Genomic DNA, 15,181 nt, shown 5'->3' with positions numbered 1-15,181 from the left:
AGTGGTAGCCAGTGTCAGGCGGCCTGTGAGCAAGTGACTGACTGACTGACTGACTGAGCGAATGAAGACGGTCTCATACGCGATGGTGAAGGCTCCACACGAGGAGGAGTTCTTATGTCAAAATTTATCTTTGTGACCGGCGGTGTGGCATCGTCTGTGGGCAAGGGTATTAGCGTTGCCTCCATCGGGCGTCTGCTCAAGAATCGGGGCATCTCCGTCTCCATCATGAAGCTCGACCCCTACATCAACGTTGACCCCGGCACCATGTCCCCCTATCAGCATGGCGAGGTCTTTGTCACAGACGATGGAGCAGAGACCGACCTCGATCTGGGCCACTACGAGCGCTTTACCGATGAACCAGCTTACCAGGCCAACAACGTCACCACCGGCCAGGTCTACGCCACCGTGATCAGCAAGGAGCGGCGTGGCGAGTACCTGGGGGGCACGATTCAGGTGATTCCCCATATTACCAATGAGATCAAAGAGCGCATCCATAATGTAGCGCGCCGCTCGGACGCCGACGTCGTCATTGTCGAGGTGGGTGGCACGGTCGGCGATATCGAGGGCGAACCATTTTTGGAGGCCATCCGTCAGATGCGCAAGGATGTGGGGCGGGCCAATGTGCTCTACCTGCACGTGACCCTGCTGCCCTATCTGGGCGCGACTCGTGAGCTGAAGACCAAACCGACGCAGCACAGCGTCAAGGAGCTGCTGCGCGTCGGTATTCAGCCCGATGTCATTCTCTGCCGTTCGGACTACCCTGTGAGCGAGGAGCTGCGCGAGAAGATCGCCCTCTTCTGCAACGTCGAAACCCGCGCCGTTGTCCCCCTGTTAACTGTCGAGACCATCTATGAGATCCCCTTGATTCTGGAAGAGGCTGGCCTCGGCGACTACCTGGTGCAGGCCCTCTCGCTGCCGGCCCATCCGCCACGGATGGAGGAGTGGCGCGCCCTGGTGGAGAAGATCAAGAAGCCGCGCCCGGCTCTCACCGTCGGCCTGGTAGGCAAGTACGTCGATCTGCACGATGCCTATCTCTCGGTGGCCGAGGCGCTGCGCCATGCCGGCTGGTACCATGACGTCGATGTCCAGATCAAGTGGATCAACTCGGAGGCCCTGGAGAAGATGGGTGAGGCCTATACCGAGGCCCTGGAAGATGTCCACGGCATCATCGTGCCCGGCGGCTTCGGCCCCCGCGGGGTCGAGGGGAAGATCAAGGCCGCCGGCTATGCGCGCCGTACTCATACGCCCTACCTGGGCCTCTGTCTGGGCATGCAGGTCAGCGTCATCGAATTCGCCCGCAATGTGCTCGGCCTCGAAGGCGCCAATAGCTCGGAGTTCGATCCGCATTCGCCCCATCCCGTCATCGACCTGATGCCAACCCAGCGCCATATCTCGGAGAAAGGCGGTACAATGCGCCTGGGCAACTGGGTCTGTTGTCTGATCCCCGGCACTCGCGCCTACCAGGCTTACGGTGAGGCCATTGTCTTCGAGCGCCATCGCCACCGCTACGAGTTCAACAATGAGTACCGCAAGCGCATGGAAGCCCACGGCCTGGTCATCAGCGGTCGCTCCGCCGACAATAGCCTGGTCGAAATCATCGAACTGGCCGATCATCCCTGGTTTGTCGCTTCACAGTTCCACCCAGAGTTTAAGAGCCGCCCGAATCGCCCCCATCCGCTCTTCCGCGACTTCATCGCCGCCTGCAAGCGGCACGCTGGCATGAGCGCGAGTAGCTCGGAGACAGGCGAGGAGAGCGTGGCCCGCGTCGGAGTCACGCGCACCCCCGAGGGCGTCGCTTCGGATTCACGACTCGAAATGTCGAAATAAAGGCAAGATGTTATATTTGAGTCATCTACTCGGGGCACCTGTAGAGGACGCGCAAGGTACGCGCGTTGGGAAACTCACCGATGTGCTGGTGGCCCCCGCGCAGGCGCGCGAAGAGCCTGGCGGCCCCACCTATGCCAGCGCTCTGCTGGTAGAAGGTCAGGATGGGCGCCTCTGGCGTGTCACGCCGCTGGCGGTCCAGGTACGTGATCACGTGCTGGTCCTGCGCATGGCCCTGCCCGAGCTGCCGCCGCCTGCTGCGGTCGAGAACGAGATCAGCCTGGCGCACGAGGTTCTTGACAAGCAGGCGGTTGATCTGGAGCGGCGGCGCCCGGTGCGCGTCAACGATGTCTGTTTAGAGCAGGACTGGCGCGTCGTTGGGATCGATACCAGCACCTGGGGGTTGCTGCGGCGCCTGATGCCTGCCTGGCTGTTAGGAGCCAGGGGGCGCGAGGCGCCGGGCAGCCTCATCCCCTGGGAACGGCTGGAGCTGCTGCGCGAGGGGGAGCCGACGCCGGGCGAGGGCCTGGAAGGCGGAAAAGGGGGAGCAGGCAGGCCGGAAGGGCAGGCACGTCAGGAGCTGAGGCGTCCGCCGAGCGGCCCCCTGGCCGAGCTGCGTCCCGCCGACATCGCCGACATCATCCACCAGCTCACGCCGGCCCAGGGTGCGCGCTTGCTGGATGGCCTCGACGACGAGACCGCCGCTGACATTCTCCAGGAGGTAGACACCGAACGCCAGACCTATATCCTGGAGAAGCTCAGTGCCGCGCGGGCCGCCGCCATCCTGCGCGCGATGGAGCCGGACGAAGTCGCCGATCTCCTGGCTCGCTTGCCAGAGGATCGGGCCCAGGAGCTATTGCGCCTGCTGACGCCCGAGGAATCGGAGGACGTCCGTGAGCTGCTAGAGTACGCCGAAAACTCCGCCGGCGGCCTGATGACCACCGACTACCTGGCCCTGAGCGGCAGCCGGAGCAGCGCCGAGGCCCTGGAGGCCCTGCGTCGTCATATTCTCGATCAGGACGGCCACGCCGTCTACATCTACGTCGTCGATGACGAGGAGCGCGATGAGCCGCACCTGCTCGGCGTCGTCTCGATCTGGAACCTGCTGGTGGCCTCCCCGGAGCAGACTCTGCAAGAACTCATGCATCGCGACCTGGTCACGGTGCGGCCCGAGGCTGATGCGCTCAATGTGGCCGAGATTATTGCCAAATACAATCTCTTCGCCGTCCCGGTGGTCAACGACGAGGGTGCTCTCCAGGGGATTGTCACCGTTGACGATGCTATCGACATCCTGCTGCCGCCGGAGCGGCGTCGACGGCCACTGCGCCGCTATTGATTGGGCCTGAGCCGCCTTCTTGAGGAAGGGCGGGCCCAAGAACGAGGGCAGGGGAGAGAGAGAAGCGGCAGATCAGCCAGCCCAGCTCTCAAGATGGTAGAGAGGCGAAAGAGGCCCTCACTCACTGGAAAGCAGAAAAAAGAAAAAAGAAGAAGAATCATGAGCAATCCCGGCAACGAGGGCAGATAGAGCGGGCGGTCTGCTCTCCCCCTTGCCTAGTCGGGAAGAGAGCAGACCGCGCTCAAGGCTTCAAGCACATGAACAATGTCCTGGCAGACATCCACCATGACCCGAGGCAGCCATTCTTCGGGATGCGGGTCATCGGCCACAATCTCCGTCTCGCCTTCTTCCTCCTCCTCGTAGCTATAGCGATGACTCCAGTTTGGACTGAGTGTCTGATCCCCGCTGTAATGGTAAGGAGAACTCTCGTGCAGGCCGCGCAGACCCTCTGGGTGCCAGATCGGGAGTTCCACGCGCTGCTGGAGCGTCAGTGACTCCGGGGCGAGGCGATGGTCCTGGAGAGTCAGCGTGACGCCGGGCCGGGTCTCGATCGTGCGGCTGCTGTGCTCACTGGCGCGCAGCCTGAGCATCTGGGTCAAGGAGAGGAGCGACTCTTCCGAGAAGGTGGTGCCTTTGAGGGAGAGCGAGTAGGAGAGGTCCAGCACCAGCGCAGGAATCTCGCGCGTGCGCAGGTGCGGACAATCGGCGTGAGGCTCGTGGAAGAAATCGCAGACTCCCCTGGGCCCTTCGAGGGAAAGCGCGGTATCCAGACTACCCCAGCTAAAGGAGACGGTGCAGATGCTGGAGTTTTCGACCTGTTCGCAGCTTCCGATGTGACAGGTGCAGGCAAATTCACGTTCCATGGTGCGGGAGTTGATCCAGTATTCGGGATGTGCCGTCAGCCCGACCTCCGCAGCCGCCTTCAGGAAGAAACCGGTCACATCTTCAAAGGTTAGCATGAAACGCTCCTTGCTGCCCCTGGTTGGGGCAAGTATGCCCGTGGCACCCATGATAAGATGCCTCTATATTATGAGCGTTCCCGATAGGATGTGTCAATATTAGACAGGATAGCTCTCACGCCAGTCGCGGAAGAGGGCACTGATCGAACGTCCCTCGTGCAGACGCTCGATGGTTTCGGCCAGCAAGGAGGCGACGGAGATCACCACGACCTTGCCGCCGAGGGTCTTGTTGCCCAGAGGGATAGTATCGGTAGTGACGACGCGCGTGATCTCTGGCATGCAGAGCCGCTCCTCCGCCGGCGGGGTCAGCACGGCATGGGTCGCCACCACAGTGATGTCCGGTTTGGCTCCGGCCTCCAGCAGGGCCTGGGTACAGGTGACGATTGTCCCCCCAGTCGAGATGATATCGTCCACAATGATGGGCCGCTTGTCGGCCACCTCGCCGACGATGGCGCGCACCTCAACGTCCTGGGCATGGTCTCCTCCGCGTCGCTTGTGCATCACGACCAGCGGAATATTGAGCATGTTGGCGTAGACGTCGGCCACCTTCACCCGCCCGGTGTCCGGCGTCACGACCACGGCATCGCTCAGGTCCATGTGCTGGCGCAGGTACTCGCCCAGCAGCGGAATGGCCGTGAGATGGTCCATGCCAATGTCAAAGAAGCCCTGGATGGCTGGCGAGTGCAGGTCAACAGATACAACGCGGTCGGCCCCGGCGGTCGATAGCAGGTTGGCCACAAGCTTGGCGGTAATCGGCTCGCGCCCTGTGGTTTTCTTCTCCTGGCGGGCGTAGCCATAGTAGGGGATGATCGCCGTGACGCGCGCCGCCGAGGCGCGGCGGAAAGCATCAATCATCACGAGCAGTTCCATCAGGTGCTCGTTGACTGGGTGGCAGGTCGATTGCACGATGTAGATATCCCTGCCGCGAACGCTCTCCTGGATCTGCACATGACATTCGCCATCGGCAAAACGGTGCAGCTCCCGCCGCCCCAGGGGGCGCCCCAGACAGCTTGCCACCGCTTGCGCCAGCTCCGGGGTCGCTGAGCCGCTGTAGATGTCCACATCAATCGGCGGGCCGCTCCGATTCGGCCTTCTCGCTGCCGCTGCACTCTCTGTCATGAATGGTTTCCCCCTCTTAGAAGCCACAGAACCACTGTGGCTGGCAATCCCCGCAGTGGTTACCCCTCTATTGTAGCATGTCTCGATAGCTACCAGCCAGCCTTCTTTTTCCTCCCGAATTGCAGAGATCGTGGACTATTCTTGCCAAACCAGCGAGCTGATGATCCTGCGATAAATGCCTTGACAACGTGGCCATCTGTACATTATCTTTTTGCATGATTGCTGGTATTGATCAATAAGAATAGATCAATGCCTGAGTATTGCGACCAGTGGATAGCTAAAAGGCTCTGCCAGATCTACATGATCGTCGCTTTGCGGCTGTTGTTCAGCTAAGAAAAGGGGCAGGCCCCAGGGCAGCCGCTGCCATGAGTCTGCCCCTGAGACGGCCCGTTTGGCAAAGACCGAATGCCGGCTGGCAGCGTTGCAAAGCCGGGCGGCGCGCAGAAGAGTGAGCATGAGCCGGCATGGCTGAGGAATACCATCGCCTGCGGCTGTCTGCCTGGCTGGGGTGCCACATTCCCAGGCTCTCGCTTCCATTTCAGACCTGGCTCTTGAGTCAAGGCAGGCCCATCCATCTACCTGCTCGTTTGCCCTGCTGGACGCTGGGCTGCAACAGTGGCCTGGGGCGTTGGCCGTTCTCTGGCTCCGCTTCGCTTGCCCTGGATGCACTGGATGCACTTGGTAGTTTACTGTGACAGAGAAAGGAAGTTCTGCATGTCCTTGGATTCGCAGCAACCTACTACCCCCCAGACAGCAGCGCAGTCGGTGGGAGAGGCTCCTCCCGTGGGACTGCTGCGCAATCGTAATTTTCTCTTTTTAACCAGTGGCCAGATCATCTCCTACCTGGGAGATTTCATTTACAGTACAACCTTGCAGATCTGGGCCTATACGCTGGTGCCCAATGCTGCCTCGGTGAGTGGCATCTGGGCAGCGCAATATCTGCCCTATGTGCTGGTGGGACCGATCGCCGGCGTCTTTGTCGATCGCTGGAATCGTCGTCAGATCATGATCGTTTCCGACCTGCTGCGCTGCTTTATTGCCCTGTGGCCTCTGTTGGTGCCGCCAGCGTTGCGCTTGCCGGCCATCTATCTGGCGGTCTTCCTGATTGGCAGCCTGGGCCGCTTCTTCTCTCCAGCCCGCTCGGGGGTAATGCAGGTCATTCTCGCCGAGCAGGACCAGCCGCGAGCGGCCTCGATCCTGCAGTCCAGCTTTGCCTTTGCTATCATTGCCGGCCCAAGTCTTGGCGCGGGTCTCTACTTTCTGGTTGGTCCCTACCTTGGGACCATTCTCAATGCCCTTTCCTTTCTGGTCTCAGCCCTCTGTATCCTGGCCATGCGGGTGTCGCCTCAGGCCTTGCATCCGGGCGCGCAGCGTCAGGCGGTGGCTGGGGAGGGTGGTAGCGGTGCTGTGCGTGGGGTGCTGACCGAGCTGATTGACGGCTTCCGCTTTGTCCTCGGCTCGCGGGTCCTCGGCGTGGTGATGCTCCTGCTGGTGATCAACTGGTTTGGGGTGGGTGCCCTCAATGCCCTGGACATCGTCTTCATCAGCCAGCGTCTCCATGTCAGTCCTGAACTCTATGGGCCGATGGCCACTGGTAGCGGCGTTGGTCTCCTCATTGGCTCCCTCATCGCGGGCGTCTTGAGCAAGAAGCTCTCGCCGCGCTCCTTACTGACTGGGAGCGTCTTTCTGACGGGCCTCGGCATTGTCGTCTTCGGCTTTCAGGTCTGGTTCCCCCTGGCCTTGTTCTTCTACTGTCTCACGGGCCTGCTGCAGGGCGGCATCGAAGTCGGCTATATGGCGCTGGTGCTCATCAGCTCGCCGCGCACGCTCATCGGGCGAGTGGAGGCCGTCATTCAGACCAGCATGTTTATCGCCAGTGTCCTCTCGATTGCCGTCGGGGGCTATCTAGCCCAATTCATCCCGGTGTATATTCTCTTTATTATGGGAGGCTGGCTTACCGTGCTGGCCGGTCTCGTCGGTTGGTTCGGCTTGCCAACCAGAATCGAGCCTGTCGCGGCGCCCCCGGGACCTGAGCCTGGGCCAGGACCGGAGCAGCAGCCTGCGCAAGCGTGATCGTGAAGGAGGCAGAAGGACAAGACAATGGCCGATCTACGTGTGCAGCGTATGGCGCGCGTTCTCGTCCACCATTCGCTAGAACTGCGTCGGGGGGATCGACTGGCGATTCTCGCCACTCCCCTGGCGGCGCCCCTCATTCGCGAAGTTGTACGGGAAGCGGTGCGCGCCGGCGCCCATGTTTCCCCTCTCTTGCAGCTGCCAGGTCTCGCTGAAATCATCTTCAAAGAGGCCAGCGAAGAGCAGCTGACCTTTGTGTCGCCCTTGCAGCGTTTGATCTGGGAGGAGTATGAAGCCCTCCTCAATATCGAGTCAGAGGAAAACACCTCGGAGCTGAGCGGCGTCGATCCGGCTCGTCTGGCGCTCGCACAGCAAGCTGCCAGTGTAATGCGTGAAATCGCCATCAAGCGTACCCAACCTGGTCGGCGGCATGATCCGCAGTCGCTGCGTTGGACAGCGACCATGTTCCCGACGCCCGCCTATGCTCAGAACACGGGCATGTCCCTGGCCGATTTCGAGGACTTCCTCTACAGTGCCTGCTTCCTGGACGATGAGGACCCGGTGGCGCGTTGGGGGGAGTTGCATCAGCAGCAAGAGCGCCTGGTGGAGTGGCTCAGCGCGCGTGAGGAAGCTAACGTTGAGCTGCGCGGCCCCGATGTCGAGCTGACCCTGTCTTACAAAGGACGACGCTTCATCAGCGACGATGGCCGCTACAATCTCCCCGGTGGGGAGATCTTCACCAGTCCGCTAGAGACCTCGGCCAACGGTTGGATTCGCTTCCGTTTCCCCTGCAGCAGTCAGGGGGTGTCGGTCGAGGATGTGCGCCTCCGCCTGGAAAACGGCGTCGTGGTTGAGGCCCAGGCGGCCCACGGTCAGCCGTATCTGGAGCACATGCTGGCCATTGATGAGGGGGCGCGCCGGCTGGGAGAATTCGCTATTGGCAATAACTACCGTATTCAGCGCATTACCAAGCATCCGCTCTTTGATGAGAAGTTTGGGGGTACCATCCACCTGGCCCTGGGGGCCTCCTATCCCGAGACGGGTGGCGGCAATCAGTCGGCTATCCACTGGGACCTGGTATGTGATATGCGCCAGGAGAGTGAGATTCGTGTCGATGGCCTGCTCTTCTACAAAGATGGTCACTTTGTGGTCTGACCAGCCTGGTCTGCTGCTAGCCAGAGCGGCCCACTTCTGAGCTGAGAGTGGGCCGCCGGGGCCAGGTTGGCAGGCCGGATAGCTCAAGAAAATGAGCAGGGTGGCGATCGACGCCTGCTCTCACGCGCGAGCCTGCAGCGCGAGACGGCGGAGCCACCCTGCTGTGCTGTCCTTCTTCGCAAGAAGGGCGTGAGCCGGCGCTGCTGCGGCGGCCAGGCTGCTGACGCCCACTTGCTCAGAGCATGGGGCGCACCGACAGAATCTTGTAGGTTGTCACGCCACCCGGCGTCGAAACGCTCACGACGTCGCCCGCCTTATGGCCGAGCAGAGCCTTGCCGACCGGAGACTGGTCGGAGATCAAACCGGACTTGGGATCGGCTTCGTAGGTCTCTACAATCTTGAATGTACGTGTTGCGCCGCTCTCTGTCTCAACCTCTACCTGCATACCGATACGCACGACCGGAGGACCCTGGAGATCGCTGTGCATATCGGCGGTCATGATCTCGGAAGAGGCCAGCAACTTCTCCAGCTCCAGAATCTCGCCTTCTACCGCAGCCTGCTGGCGCTTGGCCTCCTCATAGGCGCCGCTTTCGCTGATGTCGCCGGCTTCCTTGGCGTCGTGGATAAAGTCAGCGACCTCCTGGCGCTTGACCGTGCGCAGGTATTCCAGGCGCTCTTTCTTCTTGCGATATCCTTCAGGGGTTAGAAAGTAGACCTTGCGCTCGGGTGTTACATCGCTCTGTCCACCAATACTCATATTTAGACTCCTACTCCTCTCTGGTCTTAAGGCTCGTGATCGAAGCGTGATTCGTTCGCGGTTGCCTCTCCCAGATCTTCGCGATCGCTAGCTCTAGCTTGTCATCGGTCCGGTCCGTTTGAACACTTCTCTGTCTGATCCCCACAGTCAGACTGAGGACCGCTGCGGCTCGACGGGCGCTTCGCCTGCTCTGGGCGCGGCTGGGCGGCCTTTCGGTCCCTTTGATGGAATGGCATCCTGGCGGCTCACCCCTCACTGTGGCCGGTTGCTCGGTGCAACGCAGCGCGCTTGGACCGGCGGGCGGGCCCGGGGTGTCCCGGATGCCTGCTTTTCTTGCCCTTGTCTGGCCCTGGCCATTGCCAGGTGCCACGGCGTGGATGGCTGCCTGGGGCTGGGAGTGTCAGAAGGCGAATCCATAGCCCCTCCCACCAGGCGGCCCCGGTGGGTTGCTAAAACCGGGGAAGAGAACAGGCATGCTTCTGTTGCAAGTGATCGCTGGGCCACGCTTTACCTGGGCGCGACTCGGCGATCATGATCCGCTGCGCATGCATCCGTGCAGAGTTTGGGGCAATACTGCCACGTGGTTGTCCGTCAGGGTTCCCTCAAGAGCTGCTCAGCGCGCAGCAGGCGCTACGCCAGGTGCGCAACACATGACAGAGATTATACGGTCTCAAAAACCGGACGTCAAGTCAAATCAGGTAGCCATTTTTGCTATGGTGTTGTACTGGCTAGTCAGATGCCTGTTCGCTCTGGTGCGCTCCAACGCAACGCAACGCAAAGGCGCACCAGGCCAGCACACGACCCATGATGTGACCGCTGTCCGGCTTCTCACCTGGCTTCCTTCCCTCGCTGCTGTTGCCTCCCTTCTTAAGGTTAAAACGACGAACAGGGTTGATTCTGTTCCGCGCACCCGCGGCGGGGCGAAGACACTCCTGCAGAGGCGACGGGCGGCCTACCAATCTGCGCGCCGCGCCGTGGACTGGGCTGATCAGCGACGAACGATGCGATACATACGTGCGCCGCAGCGCGCACAGGTGCCTTGCAGGGCCGGACGCCCGTTCTTCAGAGTTGTTTCTGATACAGCGAGCATCGGACTTTTCTGCCTGCATCTGACGCAATACGCTTCAAGAGCAGGCTCTGACTTGGCTGCTAACTGATGCTGGGTCTGCGCCACCGCAGATGTGGCTGTGGACTGCGCCGACTCGCTCTCGATGGCCTGGGGCGCCTCTTGAGCTTCGCCGCTGCCAGAGGCCGCCGTGGAGGCCTCCTCTGCCTGCGCCGCGAGAGCTGGCCAGCTGCTCAGGCGAGCGCTGATCAACGCCGCGACCTGGCGATCGACTGTGCAGTCCCGGGTCTCGATCCAGAGCTGCTCGACCGCCGCCTCCTGGCCCTGAAGCCCGGGCCAGCTGTGGGTCTTGCTCCTCTCTGAGTCAGCCTGCACGAGCAGGACAGGACAGGCGAGAGAGTTCGCTGGAGGCCGGGCGCCATTCTCCTCTAGACGGAGCCGATCAGCCAGCCAGGCTCGTACGGCGTGTTCCGCACCGAACTGGTGAGTCGTGGCATAGCTATAGTCCAGATCGCTCTGCCTCTGCCCCGGGGTCGAGAGAGCGCGTAAGGCGAGCCGCGTCGTCAGCAGGCAATAGGTGAGCAACCCCAGCAGCGGGGTGCGAGCCAGGAAAGCCAGCAGCGATCTGAGCCAGGGGAAGCGCTCCCGCCAGCATCCCGCATCATGCTCTGGCCGGAGCAGTACCAGAGCGCGGCACAACTCAGGCTCGCGCCTGGCCACGTCCAGAGCGTACTGGCAGCTTGTTCCCTGAGCTATAAGCAGTGCTGGCTGCCCGACTACCTCGCGCAGGAAATCGCTCAACAGCTCGACATAGAGAGGGCCGCTATAGGAGAGCGCAGGCCGGTCGGAAAGGCCGAAACCCAGCAGGTCGGGGGCATAGACCCGATAGTGTTCTGCCAGGAAGGCCGCCAACTCGCGCAGCTCATAGGCGGAGGCTGCCAGCCCGGGCGCGTGCCAGAGTACTAGCGGTGGCCCTTGCTCGGGACCGGCCAGAGTGTAAAAAATGTGGCCGTGTCGCCAGCGGTAGAGCCGTGGCTGACCCGGCAGCGTGCTCTCTAGCAGCTGTGGTGTCAGGAGGCGGTGCCAGACAACGGCCAGGACGGCCCCCAGGCCCGCTAACAGGCTGGCGGAGCCGCTCAGACGCAGCAGCCATTTCAGGCGGGGCAAAGCGTTCTTCATGGGTGAGACGCAGACCTCCTCGCTGAGTAGTATAGCATGAGAGACGAGGGGGCGCTACTTCAGGGAGCGCCAGCGGGAGACCCTCGTCAGAGCATTGCTGGCTGCACAGCGAGTGGCTATGACGCTGACGGGCAATGATGGCCGCCAGCCCAGGGTCGCGCCAGGACCAGCGTGGGCGCGGGGGTGAAAGCAGGCTTGTTCGCTGAGTAGTATAGCATGGTAGGTGAGTTGACGCCGCATCACGGAGCAACTACAATACGCGCACATAATGAATAATAGAGATACATTTTTATACAAATGGGCGCAGCCCGGGGAGAAAGTATGCGCGTGATTCATGAACTGTGGGAGATGACTGAGACGGCACGTGGCTGGCTATCTGGGGGAACCGTAGCCCTCGTTCCGACGCAGGGTAGTCTACACCCGGGGCATCTGGCTCTCATCGAGGCAGCCAGGCGGGAATGTGAGATCTGTGTCGTCAGCCTCTTTGCCGACCCTCTCCAGTTCACCTCGCCCGAAGAGCTGGCACGCCATGCTCGCGAGCAAGGGGTCAACGAGCATAAGCTGCGACTGCTGGAGCGGCTGGGGGTTGATGTGGTCTTTGCGCCGGAGCGCGAGGCCATGTATCCAGCAGACTTTGCCACCTATGTCGCCCCTGCTGGGACGTTGGCCGAGTGCATCGAGGCCCGGCTCTATCCGCAGCGTTTGCAGGCCATTGCCACCACTGCTTGCAAGCTGCTGCTGCTCGTCCGTCCAGATATCGCCTACGTATCGCGCAACGAGGTATATATGGTTGCGCTCATGCGTCGCCTTGTGCGCGACCTCAACATCGACGTGAGTATCTCCGTCCAACCTGAGCAACGAGACGCTGAGGGGCTGGCGTATAGTGAAAATTATGCTCTGTTAACTGCGGATGAGCGCCTTGTTGCTCGTATCGTCTACAGCTCCTTATTAACCGGTTTGGGATTGTTGTTTGCCGGCGAGCGGAGACCAGAGGCGGTCACCCAGGCAATGGAGCAAGTGATCAAGGCGGAGCCTCTGGCAACGCTGGAATATGTCGCGCTGTGCGATCCAGATTCACTGGCGGCCCTGGCTGGGCTTGAGGACAGGGCGCTCCTCCTGGCCGCGGTCCGCATCGGAGGTGTTCGCCTGCTTGATAGCCTGCTCTGGTCGCAGGAGCGGCCAGCCTCCGGCTAGAGTCAACCGTAATCTTGTGCTGCTGTCTGTTACCAGGATGAAATCAAGACAAGAAAGTAATCCTCATGCGGCCCGTCCTCATATGGTCTCCCTTTGGACCAGTCTCTTTTCTTCCCGTCCGCTACTGGCTCCCTGGCCCTGGCGGCTCGGCTCGTCTCGGCCCGTCTTGCCCTGTCCAGAGCGCCATATGGGGGCTGTAGGAGCGATCCTGACCGACTTCGCCGGGCTGCGGACCGGTCAGGTCAGGTCTGGTTTGGTCTGGGCCTGGGATCTGCTGACCCAGGAACCTGGCATCCTTGCGCTCGCTTTTGCCATATGGCGCTGGCTTGTTCGCCGCGAGAGGTGTCCCGGAAAGAGAGTAAGTAAGCAGATGCGCCGACGAGCGCGGAAGGAGAGCAGAAGAGGCTTCTAGCGGAACTGGCTGGCTGGAATCCGACGGACATTGTGCCCTATAATAAGGGCGCGCTACGACGCGCCGTCAACAGGTGCTAGCTAGCTCCGACTTCATCGAGTCAACGAAGGAGGCTCCTATGCCGCTTACCGCTGATCAACCCATTTTTATCGCGCTCAGACTCTTGCTCGTGGCCATCATCGGCTATCTCTGGGGGTCGTTGCCGCCAGGCTACTGGATGGGCAAGATCCTGCGCGGACGTGACTTTGATATTCGCAACTATGGCAGCCGCAAGACGGGGGCGACCAATGTCAACCGGGTCCTTGGGCTAGGGCCGGCCATCATTGTCATGGTTCTCGACCTTTCCAAAGGTATTTTGCCGATGCTGTTGACCGTCTATGTGCCCTTCTTTCATGTGCTAGGCTGGGGGCCCCTGCTGGCTGGATTAGCGGCACTCATCGGCCATCGCCACCCCATTTTTATTGGCTTCCAGGGTGGCAGAGGCGTCCTCACTGGGGCCGGCTCATTGCTCTTCGTTGCTCCCCCTGTCTCCTTCCTTATCTTTGGCATCGGGGCAGTCTTGACCATTAGCACCATTGCCCTCTCCCGCTATGTCTCTCTTGGCTCCCTGGTAGGCTGTGTCACAGTCATGATCTGTGGCATTGTCTTCGGTCTCCTCGGCTGGCTCCCGGTGCCGGCCATGATCTTCATGATTGTGGCCCCTCTGCTCGTGATCATCTTCCACTCTGACAACATTGAACGGCTTCTTGCCGGGAAAGAGCGCAAGCTCGGGCAGAAGGAGGTGGTGGCCTCGCCCGGTGGGGCGGCTTCCTCTCGCTGAGCTAGCGGGCGAGTCAGCGAGCAACGCCAAAGGCCGGGCACCTGAGTTCCTGGCAGCGGTCCCAGCCAGCCAGTCCAGTCCAGTCCAGTCCATGCTGTCCTGTGAGTTGCGGCGAAGAGAAGGCTCCGTACTAGGCGCGCAGGTGTTCCTTTTTACCCTGCAGGAGCGGCAAGGCGCGCAGCACGTACTCTACTCCTGACATGATAGTCCAGAAGGTGGCCAGTATAAGAGCGATATCTGCCAGCAAATGGAGCAGACTGCTCGGACTCCAGGCCACGGGCGAGAGCGTCAACACGGGAGTGGGAAAGAGCGCCAGGCGAGGATCGCCAAGTCCGTGGGCCAGGAGGATACCGCCGATGGCGAGCAAAGTGATAAAGGTTTTTTGCTTTCCCCAGCGTCCTGCAGCGATCACGGTACCTTGGGCCGCGGCCATGGAGCGCAGACCTGTGACCAGAAATTCGCGAGCGACAATGATCACGACGATCCAGGCTGGCACCAGCCCGATCTGCACCAGGGCGATGAGGATGCTGGAGACAAAAACCTTGTCAGCTGTCAGATCAAGGAAAACGCCTAGCGATGAGACCAGATGATAGCGGCGCGCCAGGTAACCGTCGAGCAGGTCAGTGATGGAAGCCAGCACAAAGAAAACCGTGGCCACGAAAAAAGCCCAGTGCTGATTGATCAGCACCAGGATGAAGATGAGCAAAGTGCTGGCAATCCGGCTGAGGCTCAGTAGATTGGGAACATGCTGCATAATCCAGCGGTCTCCTTACGGCGTTGGGTACTCACATTATAAGCAAAGTGCTGACGGTTGGGTAGAGCGCAGCTCACGACTGCATCTGCTGGCAAGCAAGCAACAAGTGCTGGCGTCGCCGTGGCCCTGACCAGGGGGTAAGCAACGCCAGCCTGAGCCAGTTCGCCTGGCGCCTGGCTTCCATCCTCGGCATCCTTCCTTTGTGTGTGGGTGTGTGCCCCACCATTGTGCCCCGCTGCTGTCTCCGTACGAGCGAGGCGAGCACCCAGGCAGCGGGAGCGGGCGCCTCGTGAGGAGACCGCCGGACGAGCGAGCAGCATGTGCTGACCCGGATCTGCGTTAACAGCCTTGTGCGCTCAGAGCAGGTAGTTAGGTGTAACAGGAAATATTGTGCGCACTCAGCCGAGTGCCTCGGCCAATGAGCGCGCAGTGAAGGGTGCTGTAGCCAGGCTGGGGCCAGCCTGGCCCAGGAAGCGCCAGGCCAAGCCCTGGCCTGGCTTACCGGTCAGCCGACCACAGGCCAGGCAGAGGGT

Annotated in this window: 11 protein-coding genes; 6 read left to right on the top strand and 5 right to left on the bottom strand. The window is 61.2% G+C overall.

The annotated features are described in order from the left end of the window. Nucleotides 1-114: 114 nt before the first annotated feature. The gene (locus tag IRZ31_RS13990) at nt 115-1,827 is read left to right on the top strand and encodes a CTP synthase (RefSeq protein ID WP_297154663.1); all 1,713 of its coding nucleotides are present in this window, start codon (nt 115-117) and stop codon (nt 1,825-1,827) included. A 7-nt stretch (nt 1,828-1,834) separates the two neighbouring features. After that, nucleotides 1,835-3,160, top strand: coding sequence for a CBS domain-containing protein (locus tag IRZ31_RS13985; RefSeq protein ID WP_297154661.1), 1,326 nt, complete (start codon nt 1,835-1,837; stop codon nt 3,158-3,160). A gap of 215 nt (nt 3,161-3,375) precedes the next feature. Here the strand turns inward: IRZ31_RS13985 and IRZ31_RS13980 are convergent, their stop codons facing one another. Further along, nucleotides 3,376-4,119, bottom strand: coding sequence for a hypothetical protein (locus IRZ31_RS13980; RefSeq protein WP_297154659.1), 744 nt, complete (start codon nt 4,117-4,119; stop codon nt 3,376-3,378). A 99-nt stretch (nt 4,120-4,218) separates the two neighbouring features. Next, nucleotides 4,219-5,238, bottom strand: a complete 1,020-nt coding sequence (locus IRZ31_RS13975) for a ribose-phosphate pyrophosphokinase (protein ID WP_297154657.1) — start codon at nt 5,236-5,238, stop codon at nt 4,219-4,221. Nucleotides 5,239-5,952: 714 nt separating this feature from the next. Here IRZ31_RS13975 and IRZ31_RS13970 point away from each other — a divergent pair. Both IRZ31_RS13970 and IRZ31_RS13965 read left to right on the top strand, forming a co-directional pair. Then, nucleotides 5,953-7,311: an MFS transporter gene (locus IRZ31_RS13970; protein ID WP_297154655.1), complete on the top strand. Its 1,359-nt coding sequence runs from the start codon at nt 5,953-5,955 to the stop codon at nt 7,309-7,311. A gap of 27 nt (nt 7,312-7,338) precedes the next feature. Continuing rightward, the gene (locus IRZ31_RS13965; RefSeq protein ID WP_297154653.1) at nt 7,339-8,466 is read left to right on the top strand and encodes an aminopeptidase; all 1,128 of its coding nucleotides are present in this window, start codon (nt 7,339-7,341) and stop codon (nt 8,464-8,466) included. Between the two features lie 235 nt (nt 8,467-8,701). Here IRZ31_RS13965 and greA read toward each other — a convergent pair whose 3' ends face one another. Beyond that, nucleotides 8,702-9,223 carry a transcription elongation factor GreA gene (gene greA / locus IRZ31_RS13960; protein ID WP_151730118.1) on the bottom strand — a complete coding sequence of 174 codons (522 nt, stop codon included), beginning with the start codon at nt 9,221-9,223 and terminating at the stop codon, nt 8,702-8,704. A 988-nt stretch (nt 9,224-10,211) separates the two neighbouring features. Further along, entirely contained in the window at nt 10,212-11,468 is a 1,257-nt protein-coding gene (locus IRZ31_RS13955) for an alpha/beta fold hydrolase (RefSeq protein WP_297154650.1), read from the bottom strand. A gap of 321 nt (nt 11,469-11,789) precedes the next feature. Between IRZ31_RS13955 and IRZ31_RS13950 the strand changes: the two genes are divergently transcribed. Both IRZ31_RS13950 and plsY read left to right on the top strand, forming a co-directional pair. Further along, entirely contained in the window at nt 11,790-12,662 is an 873-nt protein-coding gene (locus IRZ31_RS13950; RefSeq protein ID WP_297154648.1) for a pantoate--beta-alanine ligase, read from the top strand. 530 nt (nt 12,663-13,192) lie between these two features. Further along, on the top strand, nt 13,193-13,894 hold the full coding sequence (gene plsY / locus IRZ31_RS13945; RefSeq protein ID WP_297154646.1) for a glycerol-3-phosphate 1-O-acyltransferase PlsY: 702 nt from the start codon (nt 13,193-13,195) through the stop codon (nt 13,892-13,894). Between the two features lie 130 nt (nt 13,895-14,024). Here the strand turns inward: plsY and pgsA are convergent, their stop codons facing one another. After that, on the bottom strand, nt 14,025-14,648 hold the full coding sequence (pgsA, locus tag IRZ31_RS13940) for a CDP-diacylglycerol--glycerol-3-phosphate 3-phosphatidyltransferase (protein WP_297154643.1): 624 nt from the start codon (nt 14,646-14,648) through the stop codon (nt 14,025-14,027). Between the last annotated feature and the right edge of the window lie 533 nt (nt 14,649-15,181).

It is taken from the genome of Thermogemmatispora sp., from assembly GCF_019683635.1.
Taxonomy (GTDB): Bacteria; Chloroflexota; Ktedonobacteria; order Ktedonobacterales; family Ktedonobacteraceae; genus Thermogemmatispora.
The sequence above is the reverse complement of the archived record's forward strand: the minus strand, read 5'-3'. Positions and strand labels throughout refer to the sequence as shown.

What these genes read in the sequence shown, in the direction of transcription:
- IRZ31_RS13990 (WP_297154663.1), top strand. Translation starts at nt 115, where the DNA reads ATGTCAAAATTTATCTTTGTGACCGGCGGTGTGGCATCGTCTGTGGGC.
- IRZ31_RS13985 (WP_297154661.1), top strand. Translation starts at nt 1,835, where the DNA reads ATGTTATATTTGAGTCATCTACTCGGGGCACCTGTAGAGGACGCGCAA.
- IRZ31_RS13980 (WP_297154659.1), bottom strand. Translation starts at nt 4,119, where the DNA reads ATGCTAACCTTTGAAGATGTGACCGGTTTCTTCCTGAAGGCGGCTGCG.
- IRZ31_RS13975 (WP_297154657.1), bottom strand. Translation starts at nt 5,238, where the DNA reads ATGACAGAGAGTGCAGCGGCAGCGAGAAGGCCGAATCGGAGCGGCCCG.
- IRZ31_RS13970 (WP_297154655.1), top strand. Translation starts at nt 5,953, where the DNA reads ATGTCCTTGGATTCGCAGCAACCTACTACCCCCCAGACAGCAGCGCAG.
- IRZ31_RS13965 (WP_297154653.1), top strand. Translation starts at nt 7,339, where the DNA reads ATGGCCGATCTACGTGTGCAGCGTATGGCGCGCGTTCTCGTCCACCAT.
- greA (WP_151730118.1), bottom strand. Translation starts at nt 9,223, where the DNA reads ATGAGTATTGGTGGACAGAGCGATGTAACACCCGAGCGCAAGGTCTAC.
- IRZ31_RS13955 (WP_297154650.1), bottom strand. Translation starts at nt 11,468, where the DNA reads ATGAAGAACGCTTTGCCCCGCCTGAAATGGCTGCTGCGTCTGAGCGGC.
- IRZ31_RS13950 (WP_297154648.1), top strand. Translation starts at nt 11,790, where the DNA reads ATGCGCGTGATTCATGAACTGTGGGAGATGACTGAGACGGCACGTGGC.
- plsY (WP_297154646.1), top strand. Translation starts at nt 13,193, where the DNA reads ATGCCGCTTACCGCTGATCAACCCATTTTTATCGCGCTCAGACTCTTG.
- pgsA (WP_297154643.1), bottom strand. Translation starts at nt 14,648, where the DNA reads ATGCAGCATGTTCCCAATCTACTGAGCCTCAGCCGGATTGCCAGCACT.